At 67.6% G+C, this 15735-nt stretch carries 14 protein-coding genes; 3 read left to right on the forward strand and 11 right to left on the reverse strand.

Annotation, left to right across the window (positions count from 1 at the left end; genetic code table 11):
* Positions 1–33: 33 nt before the first annotated feature.
* From ILP86_RS11465 to ILP86_RS11510, 10 genes are all read right to left on the reverse strand, one after another.
* Positions 34–1110, reverse strand: coding sequence for a glycosyltransferase (locus ILP86_RS11465; protein WP_058632799.1), 1077 nt, complete (start codon positions 1108–1110; stop codon positions 34–36).
* Positions 1107–2312 carry a putative lipid II flippase FtsW gene (gene ftsW / locus ILP86_RS11470; RefSeq protein ID WP_046749429.1) on the reverse strand — a complete coding sequence of 402 codons (1206 nt, stop codon included), beginning with the start codon at positions 2310–2312 and terminating at the stop codon, positions 1107–1109. Before ftsW ends, ILP86_RS11465 begins: the two co-directional genes overlap by 4 nt.
* Positions 2281–3816 (reverse strand): UDP-N-acetylmuramoyl-L-alanine--D-glutamate ligase, encoded by a 1536-nt coding sequence (murD, locus tag ILP86_RS11475; RefSeq protein WP_193761942.1) that lies wholly within the window; start codon positions 3814–3816, stop codon positions 2281–2283. Before murD ends, ftsW begins: the two co-directional genes overlap by 32 nt.
* The gene (gene mraY, locus ILP86_RS11480) at positions 3806–4912 is read right to left on the reverse strand and encodes a phospho-N-acetylmuramoyl-pentapeptide-transferase (RefSeq protein ID WP_046749324.1); all 1107 of its coding nucleotides are present in this window, start codon (positions 4910–4912) and stop codon (positions 3806–3808) included. The genes murD and mraY overlap by 11 nt, the downstream gene beginning before the upstream one ends.
* Positions 4909–6321, reverse strand: coding sequence for a UDP-N-acetylmuramoyl-tripeptide--D-alanyl-D-alanine ligase (gene murF / locus ILP86_RS11485; RefSeq protein ID WP_179516387.1), 1413 nt, complete (start codon positions 6319–6321; stop codon positions 4909–4911). The genes mraY and murF overlap by 4 nt, the downstream gene beginning before the upstream one ends.
* A 27-nt stretch (positions 6322–6348) precedes the next feature.
* A complete protein-coding gene (locus ILP86_RS11490; protein WP_058632795.1) occupies positions 6349–8118 on the reverse strand; it encodes a penicillin-binding protein 2 in 1770 nt (589 codons plus the stop codon).
* A gap of 25 nt (positions 8119–8143) precedes the next feature.
* Positions 8144–8710 carry a hypothetical protein gene (locus ILP86_RS11495; RefSeq protein WP_046749327.1) on the reverse strand — a complete coding sequence of 189 codons (567 nt, stop codon included), beginning with the start codon at positions 8708–8710 and terminating at the stop codon, positions 8144–8146.
* On the reverse strand, positions 8707–9645 hold the full coding sequence (rsmH, locus tag ILP86_RS11500; protein ID WP_046749328.1) for a 16S rRNA (cytosine(1402)-N(4))-methyltransferase RsmH: 939 nt from the start codon (positions 9643–9645) through the stop codon (positions 8707–8709). The genes ILP86_RS11495 and rsmH overlap by 4 nt, the downstream gene beginning before the upstream one ends.
* A 102-nt stretch (positions 9646–9747) precedes the next feature.
* Positions 9748–10179: a division/cell wall cluster transcriptional repressor MraZ gene (mraZ, locus tag ILP86_RS11505; protein WP_017830220.1), complete on the reverse strand. Its 432-nt coding sequence runs from the start codon at positions 10177–10179 to the stop codon at positions 9748–9750.
* 265 nt (positions 10180–10444) lie between these two features.
* Positions 10445–10819: a DUF3040 domain-containing protein gene (locus ILP86_RS11510; RefSeq protein ID WP_046749329.1), complete on the reverse strand. Its 375-nt coding sequence runs from the start codon at positions 10817–10819 to the stop codon at positions 10445–10447.
* Between the two features lie 97 nt (positions 10820–10916).
* Between ILP86_RS11510 and ILP86_RS11515 the strand changes: the two genes are divergently transcribed.
* On the forward strand, positions 10917–12005 hold the full coding sequence (locus ILP86_RS11515) for a polyprenyl synthetase family protein (protein WP_308431919.1): 1089 nt from the start codon (positions 10917–10919) through the stop codon (positions 12003–12005).
* Positions 12006–12009: 4 nt separating this feature from the next.
* Here the strand turns inward: ILP86_RS11515 and ILP86_RS11520 are convergent, their stop codons facing one another.
* Positions 12010–12372: an Rv2175c family DNA-binding protein gene (locus ILP86_RS11520; protein ID WP_371861849.1), complete on the reverse strand. Its 363-nt coding sequence runs from the start codon at positions 12370–12372 to the stop codon at positions 12010–12012.
* Between the two features lie 123 nt (positions 12373–12495).
* Between ILP86_RS11520 and ILP86_RS11525 the strand changes: the two genes are divergently transcribed.
* Together ILP86_RS11525 and pknB are read left to right on the forward strand one after the other, a co-directional pair.
* Complete coding sequence (locus tag ILP86_RS11525; protein WP_193761943.1) at positions 12496–13710, forward strand: LysM peptidoglycan-binding domain-containing protein; 1215 nt, start codon at positions 12496–12498, stop codon at positions 13708–13710.
* Between the two features lie 78 nt (positions 13711–13788).
* The gene (gene pknB / locus ILP86_RS11530; RefSeq protein WP_193761944.1) at positions 13789–15735 is read left to right on the forward strand and encodes a Stk1 family PASTA domain-containing Ser/Thr kinase; all 1947 of its coding nucleotides are present in this window, start codon (positions 13789–13791) and stop codon (positions 15733–15735) included.

A 15735-nucleotide genomic window follows, 5' to 3' on the forward strand; every position in this document is an offset into this window, starting at 1 on the left:
TTCAGTCTACTTTTCTTCCGCTTCGTGGACGCGTCAGGCAGCCGCGAGTGCACGGTCGATGAGGGTGATGACGTTCTCGGTTCCTGCGCGGGTTCCGGCCGTCTGGGCAGCGGCAGCCATCTCCGCGATCCGCGCCCGGTCTTCGAGCAGCGGCACCACGATGCGCCGCACGGCATCGCCGTCGAAGGTCGCATCGTCGAGCAGCTCGGCGGCTCCGGCAGCGACGGCCGATGCGGCGTTCAGGCGCTGCTCGCCGTTTCCCACGGAATACGGGACGTAGAGCGCGGGTATCCCCAGTGCGCTCACCTCGCTCACGGTCGCCGCACCGGAACGGGAGACGATCAGATCCGCGACGGCGAAGGCAAGATCCATGCGGTCGACGTAGCGGCGCAGCACGTAGCCGTCCGTACCGGGATCTGCCAGATCACTGCGCTCACCGGTCACGTGCAGCAGTTGCCATCCGGCGTCGAGGACGTCTCGCCATGAATCAGCGAGCGCCTCATTGAGTCGCTGCGCGCCCAGCGAGCCGCCGAAGACCAGGAGGACGGGCCGTTCGGGGTCGAGACCGAAGTAGTCCGCCGCTTCAGCGCGCGACGCCGCGCGGTCCAGAGCGATGACCTCTTGGCGCAGAGGCATGCCGACGACCTCGCCACCACGAAGCGGGGTCCCCTCGAACGCGACGCCGACGGCAGCTGCCCGCCGCGCACCGAGCACGTTCGCCAACCCCGGCTTGGCATTGGCCTCGTGCACGACGAACGGCACGCGCTCACGGCGAGCGGCGACATAGGCAGGCGCGGAAGCGTATCCCCCGAAGCCGACGACCACGTCGATGCCGTGCTGACGGATATGGGCGCGCACCTGGGAGACGGCGCGACGGAACCGTGCGGGGAACGACATCGCCTGCTTGTTCGGTCGGCGCGGGAACGGCACCTTGTCGACGATGAGGAGCTCGTAGCCGCGTGCAGGGACCAGACGGGATTCGAGCCCCTCGGCAGTGCCGAGCACGAGAACGGTGGCCTCGGGATCGCGGGCGCGGAGGCCATCGGCGACCGCGAGCAGGGGATTGACGTGACCGGCGGTGCCACCGCCGGCGAGGAGATACGAAGTCACCTGGTGACCCTACCCCGCTCAGCTGGTCGCTTCTCGGTCACAGGGATCGTGCGCGCGAATGCGAGCAGCACACCGCACGCGATCAGCACGGCGAGCAGAGCGGTACCGCCCTGCGACATGAATGGGAGCGGGACACCCATGACGGGGAAGACGCCGATGACGACGCCGACGTTCATGACGGCCTGGCCGACGATCCACACGGTGATGCCGCCGGCCGCCACCCGGATGAAGGGGTCGGAGGTCTTGCGGATGATGTGGAACGCGCCGATCGTGAAGAACGTGAAGAGGGCGAGAACGACGATGCACCCGATCAGTCCCAGCTCCTCGCCGACGATGGCGAAGATGAAGTCGTTGCCCGCCGCAGGGAGCCACCCGTACTTCTCCTGCGAGTTGCCGAGACCGAGACCGAAGATGCCACCGGTCGCCATCCCCCAGATCCCGTGGATCGACTGGTAGCAATCGGTGTAGTAGAGCGCCATGTTGTCGCACGTCGCGGTGATGCGCCGCATGCGATCCTCGCTGGACAGCGCATAGGCGAGCACGGCGACGACGCCGAGGATCAGCGGGATGATGAACAGCCGGAGCTTGACCCCCGAGAAGAACAGACAGCCGAGCAGGATGAGCACCAGGACCATCGCCGTGCCGAGGTCCTTCCCCGCGAGGACGGTGCCGATCGCCAGTGCCCCGACCGGAATCACCGGGATGAAGACGTGATGCCAGGTGCCGAGCATCGCGCGCTTGCGCAGCAGCACGGCCGCGATCCACAGGGCGAGAGCGAGCTTGAGGAACTCGGACGGCTGGAGCGTGAAGCCGGCGATCCGGATCCAGTTCCGGTTTCCGCCGTCTTCGATACCGAGCGGGGTGAACACCAGCATCTGTAGGGCCACGGCGCCGAAGAGTGCCGGCCACGCCATCCGCTTGAGGAACTCGATCGGCAGGCGGCTGATCAGGAACATCAGCGGGATGCCGAGGAGTGCGAAAACCCCTTGACGAAGCACACCGTCCAGCGGATTGACGCCCTTGGACACGGCGGTGGCGCTGGTCGCCGACAACACCATCACGAGGCCGAACAGAGTGAGCAGCAGGGCGGTGGACGCGATCAGCAGGAACTCGGTCGACACCGGGGTGAACCGGCGTCCCAGCGAGACCCTGGCAGCGAGACCGCCGGCTTCAGAGCGCGGAGGGCGGGATACCTGTGTCATCGGCACTCCCCCGGTCGATCCAGTCCCGCACCGCCTCGGCGAAGCGATGGCCCCGTTCCGCGTAGCCGGAGAACTGATCGAAGGATGCCGCCGCCGGGGCCAGCAGGACTGTTCCCTCGTCGTCGACGATTCCCGCGGCGATCTCCACGACACGGTTCATGACCTGTCCAGTGTCACCAGCATCGACCTCGAACACCGGCACCCCGGGCGCGTGTCGCCGGAATGCCGTGACCACGGCAGAGCGCTCGACGCCGATCACGACGGCCGCCCGGGCTGTCGTCCCGACGTCGGCGACGAGGTCGGAGATGTCGACCCCCTTCAGATCCCCGCCGAGCACCCATACGGCTCCCGGGTACGCGCGCAATGATGACGCGGCCGCATGCGGGTTGGTGGCCTTGGAGTCGTCGATCCACGTGATGCCGCGATGCCGCGCGATCACCTGGATGCGGTGAGGATCGAGGCGGAAGGACTGCAGGGCCGCGTGGATGGCCTCGGGCTCGACGCCGAGCGACCGCGCCAAGGCGCTCGCTGCGAGGATGTTCTGCACGATATGGGGAGCGGCGAGACCCGCAGCCTCGAGGTCGGCGACGGTCGTCAGCTCGAGAGCGCTGCGAGACCGGTCGTCGAGGAAGGCCCTGTCGACGAGAAGGCCCTCCACCACGCCGAGGTCGCTCGGACCGGGGATCCCCAGGTCGAAGCCGATCGCCCTGGCGCCTTCGACGACCTCCGCCTCCTCGACCATCTGCCGTGTGGCCTCGTCCGCCTTGTTGTAGACGCACGCGATCCGGGTGTTGCGGTAGACCACGGCCTTCGCGTCGCGGTAGGCCCGAGCGCTCCCGTGCCAGACGAGATGATCGTCGGCGAGGTTGAGGCACACGGACGCGTAGGGGAAGAGCTCCCCCTCGGCCCGCGACTGCCCCAGGTACCAGAGCTGATGGCTGGAGAGTTCGACCACGAGGACGTCGAACCCTGCGGGGTCGCGTACCGCGTCGAGCACCGGCACACCGATGTTGCCGCACGGAGCCGCACGCAGTCCTCCCTCGACGAGGAGGGTGGCTGTCAGCTGGGTCGTCGTGGTCTTGCCGTTCGTGCCCGTGATGAGCACCCAGTCCGCCGGTGTGCCGTCGGAGCGCAGGACCTTGTCACGGACGCGCCAGGCGAGTTCGACGTCTCCCCAGATCGTGACATCCGAATCCTGCGCCCATCGGATGACCGGGTGCGACGGCGAGAACCCCGGCGAGGCGACGATGACCTCGGGGGCGAACTCGACCAGCACGGCAGGGACTTCTGCAAGCGGACCCAGCTCGAGCCGGGCGCCGATGACAGGAAGCAGACGCTCGTACTCCTCTTCGGCGGCTTCGCTCAGCACGAGCACGTCCGCGCCGAGTTCGGCCAGCGTGTCGGCGACCGAGAACCCGGTCATGGAGAGGCCGAGCACGGCGACCCGCAGGCCGCTCCAGTCGGCGTTCCAGCTGGTGAGGCCTGCCAGCCGATCAGTCGACACGGGTCAGCCATTCGACGTAGAACAGACCGACGGCAGAGACGGCGAGCAGCCCGGCGATGATCCACATGCGGACCACGATCGTGACCTCGGACCAGCCGCGCATCTCGAGGTGGTGGTGGAACGGGCTCATCAGGAACAGTCGCTTGCCGCGCGTGATCTTGAAGTATGCGCGCTGCAGGATGACCGAACCGGAGGACAGGACGAAGACACCGGCGATCACGAGCAGGAGCAGCTCGGTCCGGGTCAGGATGGCCATCGCGGTGATGACACCACCGATCGCCATGGATCCGACGTCGCCCATGAAGACCTTCGCCTTGGGGGCGTTCCACCACAGGAATCCGATCAGGCTGGCGGCGAAGGACGCGGCGATGATCGCCAGGTTGAACGGGTCGCGCACTTCGTAGCATCCGCCCAGGGCATCGGGGTCTCCGCCGATGCAGGGCTGCTTGAACTGCCAGAAGGCGATGAGGCTGTACGCCCCGACGACGATGACGCCGGCTCCGGCCGCGAGACCGTCGAGACCGTCGGTCAGGTTCACGCTGTTCGAGGTGGCGACCCCGATGATCGAGATCCACACGAGATAGAGGATCCACCCGAGGATCACGCCGAAGGCGAAGAGGTTGAGCCAGGTGATGTCGCGGAACAGGGAGATCGCGGAACTCGCCGGCGTCTGGCCCCATTTGTTCGGGAAATTCAGCGCGACGATGCCGAAGGGGATCATGACCAGCAGCTGACCGATCACCTTGCGCCAGCCCGACAGTCCGAGACTGCGCTGGCTGCGCACCTTCATGTAGTCGTCGATGAACCCGACGGCACCGAAACCGACCATCAGCCAGATCACGAGCAGCGCCGAGAGCGCCGGCACCTCTCCGCTGACCAGAACACCGGTGAAGTAGCCCACCATCGAGCCGACGATGAAGATGACGCCGCCCATCGTCGGCGTTCCGCGTTTCGCTTCGTGGCTCGGGTTGTGGACGGACTCCGGGGTGCGGATCACCTGCCCCCAGCCCCACTTCCGGAAGAGCCGGAGGAAGACGGGGGTCAGGAACAGGGTGAAGGCGAGCGAGATCGCCGCCGACATGATGAGAGACCTCACGAGAACAATTCTCCCAGACGATCGCCGAGATGCCGGAGGCCCACGGAGTTGGATGACTTCACGAGCACGCGATCGCCGTCGCGGAGCTCGGTGCGCAGATACTCGAACGCCGCGTCCTGGTCGGGCAGATGCACAGCCTCGCTGTCCCACGAGCCCTCTCCGACGGCGGCGAGATACAGCCGTCGCGCCTCAGCGCCGACGACCACGATCCGCTGGATGTTCAGACGCACGGCGAGCAGCCCGATCCGGTCGTGCTCCTCCCCCGCGCTCTCCCCGAGCTCGCTCATGGCACCGAGGACGGCGACCGTGCGCTCTTCGGGGCCGGTGATCTGCGCGAGAGTGCGCAAGGCAGCGGCCATGGAATCCGGGCTGGCGTTGTAGGCGTCGTTGATGATCCGCACGCGGTCGTTGCCCAGGGGCTGCATCCGCCACCGTTCGGCGATCTCGACGGTCTCCAGACGAGCCACGGCATCGACGGGCGAGACGCCGAGGACCAGCGCCGAGGCGATCGCTGCCAGAGCGTTGGAGATGTGGTGAGCCCCGAGGACCCGGAGCCGCAGGGGCAGGCTCTGCCCGCCGACCTCGACGATGCAGGCGGTGCCGGAGGCCGACACCTCGATGTCGCGGGCCCGCACATCGGCCGTCGGGCCCTGGCCGAAGCCGACCGTGCGCAGCCCGCGGGAGTCCGCGAGCTCTCGCATCGCCGCGACTCTGGGGTCGTCGACGTTCAGGACGGCAGTCCCCGGCACCCGGGCCGCCGCGACGAGCTCGGCCTTGGCCTTCGCCGTCGCTTCGATTCCGCCGAAGCCGCCGGCGTGCGCCATGCCGACCATCAGCACCACGGCGATGTCGGGCTCCACGAGACCGGCGAGGTGGGCGATGCTCCCCGGAGCCGCCGCTCCGAACTCGCTCACGAGGTACCGCGTGCTCTCCGTGACACGAAGCATGGTGACGGGAGCGCCGACTTCGTTGTTGAACGACTTCACGGGCGCGACGGTCTCGCCCTCGTCCTCGAGGATGCGTGCGAGGAAGTTCTTGGTGGTGGTCTTGCCGTTGGATCCCGTGATGCCGATGATGCGGAGCTGACCTGCGGCTCGGACCCGCGCGACGACATCTCTGGCGAGTGCGCCGAGTGCGGTGACGGCATCCGCGACGATGATCTGGCTCACCGCGATGTCGACGGGATGCTCGACGATGGCCAGCACGGCGCCCGCCTCGACGGCGGATCCGACGAATCGGTGGCCGTCGGTCTCGGCTCCGGGTTTGGCCACGAAGATCGAGCCGGGGCCCATCATCCGCGAATCCGTGTCGACCAGGCCATCGACCACGGTCTCGGGTGTGTCTGGTGCGACCACGCGAAGATCACCGCCGACTGCGGCGGCGATCTCAGCGAGCGTCAGGGCGATCATGTCATCTCCATGCGCGGCTCTCGCCGACTATCCGAACTTGGGGAGGAGCTCGTCCATCGGGACAGAGGACGGCATCACGCGATAGGTTTTCATCACCTGCGTCATCGCCTTCTGGAAGGCGGATGCGGTGGCCGCGGACGATACAACCTTAGTCGGCTCGTCGAGGGTGACCACGACGACGTACTGCGGATCGTCGACCGGCGCGAAGCCCACCATGCTGGTGTAGTACACCCCGGACTTGTATCCACCGTTGCCGTCGGAGACCTGGGCAGTACCCGTCTTGCTGGTCACGCGGTAGCCCGGCACCTGGATGCGCTCCGCATTGCCGCCCTGCACCGCGACGTTCTCCAGCATCCGGGTGAGCTCGCCTGCCGTCTGCTCCTTGATGATCTGCTCGTGCTTCGGATCTGCCGGTGTGGTGACCTTGCCGTCGGATCCCGTGCACGACTCGACGAGCGAGAGATCGATCTTCTCTCCTCCGTTGGCGATCGCCTGGTAGGCGCCGGCGAGCTGGGCTGCCGTCACCGTGAAGTACTGACCGAACGTGGTCGTGTACAGCGACTGGCTGTCCCAGTCCTTGACGGGGTGCAGGATGCCGCCGACCTCGGACGGGAAGTCGAGCGTCTTGTCGCCGACCCCGAACCGCTCGAGGTAGTCGTAGCGGACCTCGGGACTCACCATGGTGCCGAACTTCGACAGTGCGACGTTCGACGAGTCGATGAGTCCGCCGGCGAGGGTGTAGTTGTAGGCGGGGTGGGTGAAGGCGTCGTTGACGACGGCGCCGTTCGGGAACTTCTCGCGAGAGGCCGCGCTGACGGTGCTGTAGGGGGTGAGGCCGGCGCCCTCGATGGCTGCAGCCGCGGTGATCGCCTTGAACGTCGAGCCCGGCTCGAAGTCCCTGTGGAAGATCTGGCTGGCCCTCGTCGCCGGTGTCGAAGCATCGAGATCGTTGGGGTCCAGCGCGGGCCATTCGGCCGCCGCCCTGATCTTGCCGGTCTTCACCTCGACCACCGTGACCGTGCCGCCCTTGGCGCCCTGGGTCTGCGCCTCCTCGGCGATCATCTGCTGCAGGTACCAGTTGAGGTCGCTGTTGATGGTCAACTGCACGGAGCCGCCGTTCACGGCGTCGACCGTGCGCTCGCTCCCGGGGATCACGACCCCGTCCTTGCCGATGCGATAGCTCTCCTCGCCGTCGACGGGCGCGAGGCAGGAGTCGTCCAGCTGCTCCACGCCGGCCTGCGCCTCGCCGGAGCTGTCGAGGTAGCCGAGGAGGTTCCCGGCGACCGCGCCGTTCGGGTAGACCCGGGTCTCGCGCGCCTTGAGTGCGAGATAGGAGCCGACTCCCAAGTCCCTCAGCTTCATGTACTGCTCGGTGTTCAGCCCCTTCTTGAGGGGTGCGTACTGGCTGTTCGGGTTCTCGGCGAGGGCGTTCGACACCAGCGCACGCACTTCCTCCCCGGTCTGCCCGGTGATGGCCGCGATCTTCTCGGAAGCCTCGGCCCACGGCAGCTTGGGGTCGTTCTCCTCCATGAGCATGATGACCTGGGGGCTGAGCTGAGCGTCGTAGACCATCACGCTGGAGGCGAGCACTGTCCCGGAGGAGTCGACGATCGATCCGCGCTGTCCGGAGATGGCTGAACTCGCCCCGATGTGCTCGAGAGAGTCGGAGACATGCTCGTCGGCGCTGACCACCTGGATGTCGACCAGCCGCACGACGAAGGCGCACAGCACCGAGAGGATGACGGCGAGGGCGACGACTGTGCGTCGCCGCGGTCCGCGGGTGGCTCGTGTCGTCATGGGATCTCTCCGTCGATCGTGGGTGTCAGTGCGTCGTGGGGCTCGGCAGGCCGTCGGTGATCGACGGCGGAAGCTCTTGTGTCGGCTGCTCGGTCGTCGCTGCGCCGTCCGTCTCCTGTGCAGGAGGGGGCGGCGGTTCCACGATGAGCGAGTTGCTCACGGCTCCGACGCCGTCAGGGTTGACCGTAGAGGTCCAATCGGCGCCGTCGCCGGTACCGAAGACGGCTCCATCGCTGAGGCGCAGATACGATGGCGATCCGGCGACCACCATTCCGAGTCCGGCCGCGCTGCTCGCGAGCACCTGCGGGGAGCTGACCCCGGTCAGTTCCTCCTGGAGAGCGTGCGTCTTGAGGTTGAGTTCGCGCTGCTGCGACGAGAGACTGGCGAGGGTGAACGAGTCCTGGGTGATCGCGAGCGAGAGCGCGATCTGCGCGGCGCCGATCGCGAGCGCTCCCCCCAGCGCGACGAGCGCATAGGCGAGCTTGGGCTTGCGGCGGGCGGCGGGATGCGTGACCGGCTGCAGCTTCCGCTGCGGAGTCTTCTCCGGCGCGACCGGCTGTACCGGCTTCCGGACGACGGCGTTCAGGCTCATGCGCTCTCCCGCAGCTTCTCGGCGGCGCGCAGACGCACCGGGATCGCCCGCGGGTTGCGCGCGCGCTCATCATCGTCGGCGAGTTCTGCGCCCTTGGTCAGGATGCGGAATCGCGGGGCGTGTTCGGGGAGTTCGACCGGAAGACCGGCAGGTGCGGATGAGGCGGCCGCGGCGGCGAACGCCTGCTTCACGAGGCGGTCTTCGAGCGACTGATACGACATCACGACGATGCGTCCTCCGACGCTGAGCGCATCCATGGCCGAGGGGATCGCGTCGGCCAGCACATTGAGTTCCGTGTTGACCTCGATGCGCAGCGCCTGGAAGACGCGCTTGGCGGGGTGGCCCGCTCGTTGCGCGGCAGCGGGAGTAGCCGCGATGAGGATGTCGACCAGCTCGCCCGACCGCGTGATGGGCTGCTTCTGACGTGCCTCGATGATGAAGCGGGCGTAGCGGCCGGCGAGCTTCTCCTCGCCGTACCGCTCGAAGATGCGACGGAGGTTGCCTTCGCTGTACGTGGCGATGACATCGGCGGCGGTGACGCCCTTGGTCTGGTCCATCCGCATGTCGAGCGGAGCGTCCTTGGAGTACGCGAAGCCGCGCTCGGCCTCGTCGAGCTGCAGGGAGGACACCCCGAGATCGAACAGGATGCCGGACGCGCCCTGCGCATGCAGGCCGATCTCGTCATACACCGTGTGTACGAGAGTCACACGGTCGCGGAAGCGGGCCAGCCGCTCCCCCGCGATGCGCAGCGCATCGGTGTCGCGGTCGAGCCCGACCAGACGGATGTTCGGGAAGCGTTCGAGCAGCGCCTCTGAGTGGCCGCCCATGCCGAGGGTGGCGTCGACGAGGACCGCACCGTCCGCGTGAAGGGAAGGAGCGAGCAGCTCGACACAGCGGTCGAGCAGGACGGGGGTGTGGATGTCTCGGAGGTTCATGATCTTTCTCGGGGTGACCTTCGGCTCTGATCCCCCTCCGCTTCTCGACCCGGCACCGGGGAAGTGTGTCGGGGCGGGAGCGGCGGGGCATCACAGCCGTGGTCAGAAGAGTCCCGGAATCACCTCCTGCTCGAGGTCGGAGTAGGTCTCCTCGCCGGCGGCGAGGTAGGCGTTCCAGCTCTCCGCGTCCCAGATCTCGGCGTGGGCGCCGACTCCGGTGACGATGAGTTCCTTCTGCAGACCTGCGTACTGACGCAGGTGCGCCGGGATGGTGATGCGGTTCTGGCTGTCTGGCATCTCCGCGCTGGCTCCGGAGAGGAACAGGCGCATGAAGTCACGCGCCTGCTTGTTGGCGAGCGGTGCCTGCCGGATCCGCTCGTGCATCGCCTCGAACTCGGCCGTGCTGAACACGTAGAGGCACCGTTCCTGCCCTCGGGTGACGACGATGCCGCCGCCGAGGTCTTCGCGGAACTTCGCAGGAAGGATGACCCGTCCTTTGTCGTCCAGCTTCGGAGAGTGCGTACCCAGCAACATCGGCCACCACCCCCTCTGCGTCCGGCCAACTCGAGGTGCGCCCCACTTTACTCCACTTTCCTCCACATACCTACGACCAATCCGCAGACGATCGCGGTCAGTGCGAGCGGGAACGCCGAAAAACCGCGAGATTCCGCGGTGGAGGAAGGTGGAGGATGAGTGGAGGGATCTGCCGGGTCAGCGGCCGACCCTCCCCCGCCCGGCGTTAACGACCGAAGCCCGGATGCTGAGCATCCGGGCTTCGGTGGTGAAGATGTGAGAGAGGTCAGTGACCGTCTTGGCGTCGATCCCATCGATCGTTCATACGATCCATGAACGACGCGGATTCCTGTCGCTTCGGTGCGGAGTGCTCTCGCGGTGCCGTCGCGGTCGTCCGCCGAACGGGCGTCACGGCCACCATGACTCCGGCGAGCATCGCCGCGAAACCGACGACGCCGACGACGATTCCCCAGACACCGCCGAGGATGACTCCGGCGACCAGACCACCGACACCGGCGAGCAGCAGGAGCGCACCGTAGACGAGATTTCGGTAGCTCAGAGCTCGGTCACCGGACGGCGCGGTCACGACGTCGGCATCATTGTGAAGGAGATGGCGTTCCATCTCGTCGAGCAGACGCTGCTCCTGTTCGGAGAGTGGCATTTCGTCCCCCTCGGGTATCGTGCCTTCCATTCTACGCGCGCGAAGGCGTCCGGGGCTAGCAGTTCGACCCACCCTTGCTTTACGTATGCTGGGAGTCGTGCCGTCCTCCTCCCCCGTCCCCGACGCCGTCGCCGCACACCTCGACCGCTTCCTCTCGCGGATGCGGGACGAAGCGACGGACTACGGTCCGGACGCGGCGGCGTTCCTCGACGCGGCCGCCGGCACCCTCGACGGCGGCAAACGCCTGCGTGCGCGCTTCTGCCATGCGGGTTGGCGTGCCGTCTCGGCTTTCAGAGACCGCGACGCGACAGAGCCCGATGCACTGTGGGACATCTGCACCGCGCTGGAGATCTTCCAGTCCGCGGCGCTCGTCCACGATGATCTGATCGACAACTCGGACACACGCCGTGGCCGTCCGGCCGCGCACCGTGCCCTCGAGGCCTCCCACCGCGCCGCGGGATGGGCGGGCGACGCAGACGCCTTCGGCCGCGCCTCAGCGATCCTCCTCGGCGATCTCCTCGTCGCCTGGAGCGATGACCTGCTGGAATCGGCCCTCGACGGGCAGGCGCACGCACGCGCCGTGCGTTCCGAGTACGCGAGGATGCGGAGGGATGTCACGACCGGTCAGTTCCTCGACATCGCCGAGGAATCGGCGTGGAGCGTGAACGACGGGAGCCTGCACGCGGAACGGGCGTTGCGCGTGGCATCGCTCAAGTCCGCGAGGTACAGCATCGAGCAACCTCTGGTTCTCGGCGGCGCGTTCGCCGGGGCCGAGCCTGATCAGACGGAGGCGCTGCGCCGCTTCGGACATCCCGTCGGCATGGCCTTCCAGCTGCGCGACGATGTGCTCGGAGTGTTCGGCGACCCGTCCGTCACGGGCAAGCCGACCGGGGACGACCTCCGGGAGGGCAAGCGAACCGTCCTGATCGCTCTCACCAGGCAGACGCTGGACGCGTCCGCGCGGAACCTGCTGGACGAGATGCTGGGCGACCCGGAGCTCACGCCGCAGCAGGTGACGTTCCTCCAGGCCACCATCCGCGACTCGGGGGCCGTGGATCAGCTGGAGGCGATGATCACCGGCTATGCCCGCGACGCCGATCGCGCCCTGTCAGGCGCCCGACTGGACAACGCCGCGGTCGGTGAGCTGCGTGATCTCGCACGAGCGGCGACGGTGCGCTCGGCCTGACGGATCAGGCGAGCGTGCGCGCCAAGCGCCGCACGGAACTCTTGTGCCCGGCCAGCAGGGCGTCGATCGGGGAACGCCCCAGGCTCTCCTCCTCCGCGAGGAGCCAGTCGATCAGCTCGTCGTCGGTGAACCCGGCGTCCTGAAGCACGATCACGGTGCCACGCAGTGAGCTCAGCGGGTGTCCGTCGACGATGAAGACGGACGGCACCGCGAATGCTCCGTTGCGACGAGAGCCGACGAGATAGTGCTCATCGATCAGACGGCGCACACGGCCGAGGGGTTCGTCGAGCACCTCGACGAGGTCGGGCATCGTCAGCCACTCGACGGCGGCAGGGGTTCCGGCAACGTTCTCAGACACGTCGCCCACTATCTCACCTCCGGATGATCTGCGCATGTCGGCACTCCAGTCACACTGTTCACTTGCGTCACTTCTGTTGACTTCTGTTTACATCCGTGTCAGCGTGAAAAGCTCGAAAAAAGGGGGCAGACCTTGACTCTGAAGACCGCCACACGGCGAACGCGACACCTGCAGATCGGAGTGCCTGCAGCGGTGCTCGGAGCACTGGCGACCACTCTCACCGCTGCGCCGGCCGGAGCGACTGTGCACGCGGACACGACTGCCGTCGAGCGGCCTCGCCTACTTCCGGCACGCGTCGCACCCGCCGAGACCGCACCATCGACCTACCGCGTCCAGCCCGGCGACACGGTTTCGGCGATCGCCTCGCGCTTCGGATTGCGCACGGTCGATGTCCTGACCTGGAACGGACTCTCCTGGCGCTCGGTGATCCACCCCGGCCAGACACTCACGCTCGCGCCCTCGCCCGCGCCGGCAGCCCCTGCGACGCCCCAAGCCCCTGCTCCCGCGGCCGCCGCGACGCATCAGGTCGTCTCCGGCGACACCGTGTACGCCATCGCCCGGAAGTACGGGACCTCCGTCGATGCCGTCCTCGCGGCGAACGGGCTCACACGCGCCTCGGTGATCTACCCCGGCCAGAACCTCGTCATCAGCGGCTCGGTCGGCGCGCCGACTGCTGCCGCTCCCATAGCGGCCGCGGCGCCGACTCCGGCTCCGGCCCCGGCGTCCGCCGCGTCCCATACCGTCGTCGCAGGCGACACCCTGTTCGGCATCGCGCAGAAGTACGGCACCACCACGCAGGCGCTGTACGCCGCGAACGGTCTCGGGCCGTCGTCGATCATCTACCCGGGCCAGGCCCTCTCCCTCCAGGGCACTCCGCCGACAGCGCCTGCACCGGCCCCGTCGGCGACCCCCTCGGCGGCGGGTGGCCCGCAGACAGCGGTGCTGACGGCCGAGCAGGCCTCGAACGCCGCGCTCATCATCCGCGTCGGCCGCGAGATCGGGGTGTCCGATCGGGCGATCGCGATCGCTCTCGCCACCGGCATGGTCGAGTCGGGTCTGCGAAACCTCGACTGGGGCGACCGCGACTCACTCGGCATCTTCCAGCAGCGTCCGAGCACCGGCTGGGGAACGCCGGCGCAGATCATGGACGCCGATCGGAGCACTCGCGTGTTCTACGGAGGGCAGAGCGACCCCAACGGCCAGGTGACCCGCGGGCTTCTCGACATCCCCGGCTGGGAGAACATGACCTTCACCGACGCTGCTCAGGCGGTCCAGATCTCGGCCTATCCCGAGAGGTACGGACAGTGGGAGGCGCAAGCATATGCCTGGCTCGCGCTCCACGGTTGACGACATCCGGGAAAACCCGCAGGCGCGAGGGGTGAGCCGCTCCCCTGTCTTTCAGGCAGTTCTCCATAGAATTCTGACGTGACGACCAATCAGCAGGCCGACCCCCTCATCGGGCGGCTTGTCGACGGCCGGTACCGCGTCCGCGCTCGCATCGCTCGGGGCGGCATGGCGACGGTGTACGTCGCGACCGACCTCCGCCTCGAACGACGCATCGCTCTCAAGGTGATGCACGCGCACCTCAGCGACGACTCCGCTTTCCAGAGCCGCTTCATCCAGGAGGCGAGAGCCGCTGCCCGCCTGGCCGACCCCCATGTCGTGAATGTGTTCGACCAGGGGCAGGATGGCGAACTCGCCTATCTCGTGATGGAGTACCTCCCCGGCATCACGCTGCGTGAGCTCCTCCGCGAGCAGAAACGTCTGACGATCCCGCAGACCATCACGATCATGGACGCGATCCTGGCGGGCCTCTCTGCGGCGCACCGCGCGGGGATCGTGCATCGCGATGTGAAGCCGGAGAACGTCCTCCTCGCGGAAGACGGTCGCATCAAGATCGGCGACTTCGGATTGGCACGGGCGACCACCGCGAACACCGCGACCGGACAGCAGCTGCTCGGGACGATCGCCTACCTCGCCCCCGAACTCGTCACGCGCGGCACCGCCGATGCCCGCAGCGACATCTACGCCCTCGGCATCATGCTCTACGAGATGCTGGTCGGCGAACAGCCGTACAAGGGCGAGCAGCCGATGCAGATCGCGTTCCAGCACGCCACGGAATCGGTACCGCGTCCCAGCGTGCGCAATCCTGCCGTGCCGGAGCAGCTCGACGAGCTCGTGCTCTGGGCCACCGAGAAGTCACCGGACGATCGACCGGACGATGCCCAGCAGATGCTCGAGCGCCTGCGGGAGATCGAGCGCGACCTCGGCATCGCCCCGACTGCGGCCAGAGCCACCGCCCCGCAGCACAGCCACGGTGATTCCGGAGACCTCACCAAGGTGATGCCGGGCACCATGCCCCTCGCCGACCCCACGGCTCCCGTCCCTGCGACACTGGACAACGCGACGCTCCTGCGCAGACGCGCATCCAAACGTCGCGCCCGCGGTGCCTTCCTGCTCGCTCTCGTCCTGCTGCTCGCGGTGCTCGCCGGCGGGGTCGGCTGGTGGTTCGGTTCCGGCCCTGGTTCGCTCATCGCCGTACCAGCCGTCACCGGCGGCACGTACGACGCGGCAGCAGCGACCCTGACCGAAGCCGGGTTCGTCCCCACGCAGAAGGACGAGTTCTCCATCGACATCCCCGCCGGAACGGTGATCGAGACCGATCCGGCCGAGGGCGTGCGCCTCGACAAGGGCGCCTCGGTCTCCGTGATCGTCTCCGCAGGACCGGCGTCCCACACCCTCGATCCGCTGAACGGACGCGCCGAGCAGGATGCGCGCGACTACCTGGCCGGACTCAACGTCAATGTCACGGACACCTCGCTGCTGCTCTTCTCCGACGCCGACGCCGGCATCGTCATCAACGCCTCCGTCACGCCCAGGGCGGGCGGGGAGTCATACATCTGCGGCGACGGGTGCGAGATCTTCGAGGACGACACCGTCGAGCTGTTCGTCTCGGCCGGCGAGTTCCCCGACGTCGCCGGCATGTCGGTCGACAAGGCGACGTCCACCCTCACGGACAAGGGACTCACCGTCACCGCCGACCCGCAGTACGTCTTCAGCGACAGCGTGTCCAAGGATGTGGTGATCGGTGTCGCCGATCGCGCAGAAGAGGGCAACTGGCGGCCGGGAGACAGCGTGCAGCTGATCGTCTCGAAGGGCCCGGAGCTCTTCCCCGTGCCCGACGTCTCGGGCAAGACCCTGAATGAGGCGAAGAAGATCCTCTCGGACAAGGGTTTCAAGTCGACCTACGCCGCCTGGGGAGACCTGCCCGGTTTCGCCGAGATGGCCAAGGTCACCGGCCAGGATCCGGGCTCGGACAAGTCCCTCCCGCGTGGCGGCACCGTGAACCTCTCGATTCAGCTCAGCGGCTGA

This window comes from Microbacterium sp. R1 (assembly GCF_015159725.1).
Lineage (GTDB): Bacteria > Actinomycetota > Actinomycetes > Actinomycetales > Microbacteriaceae > Microbacterium > Microbacterium oxydans.

Bases quoted from the DNA above. Each gene is read 5' to 3' on its own strand.
- ftsW (WP_046749429.1), bottom strand. From the start codon at position 2,312: ATGACACAGGTATCCCGCCCTCCGCGCTCTGAAGCCGGCGGTCTCGCT.
- murF (WP_179516387.1), bottom strand. From the start codon at position 6,321: ATGATCGCCCTGACGCTCGCTGAGATCGCCGCCGCAGTCGGCGGTGAT.
- ILP86_RS11490 (WP_058632795.1), bottom strand. From the start codon at position 8,118: ATGACGACACGAGCCACCCGCGGACCGCGGCGACGCACAGTCGTCGCC.
- ILP86_RS11495 (WP_046749327.1), bottom strand. From the start codon at position 8,710: ATGAGCCTGAACGCCGTCGTCCGGAAGCCGGTACAGCCGGTCGCGCCG.
- rsmH (WP_046749328.1), bottom strand. From the start codon at position 9,645: ATGAACCTCCGAGACATCCACACCCCCGTCCTGCTCGACCGCTGTGTC.
- mraZ (WP_017830220.1), bottom strand. From the start codon at position 10,179: ATGTTGCTGGGTACGCACTCTCCGAAGCTGGACGACAAAGGACGGGTC.
- ILP86_RS11510 (WP_046749329.1), bottom strand. From the start codon at position 10,819: ATGCCACTCTCCGAACAGGAGCAGCGTCTGCTCGACGAGATGGAACGC.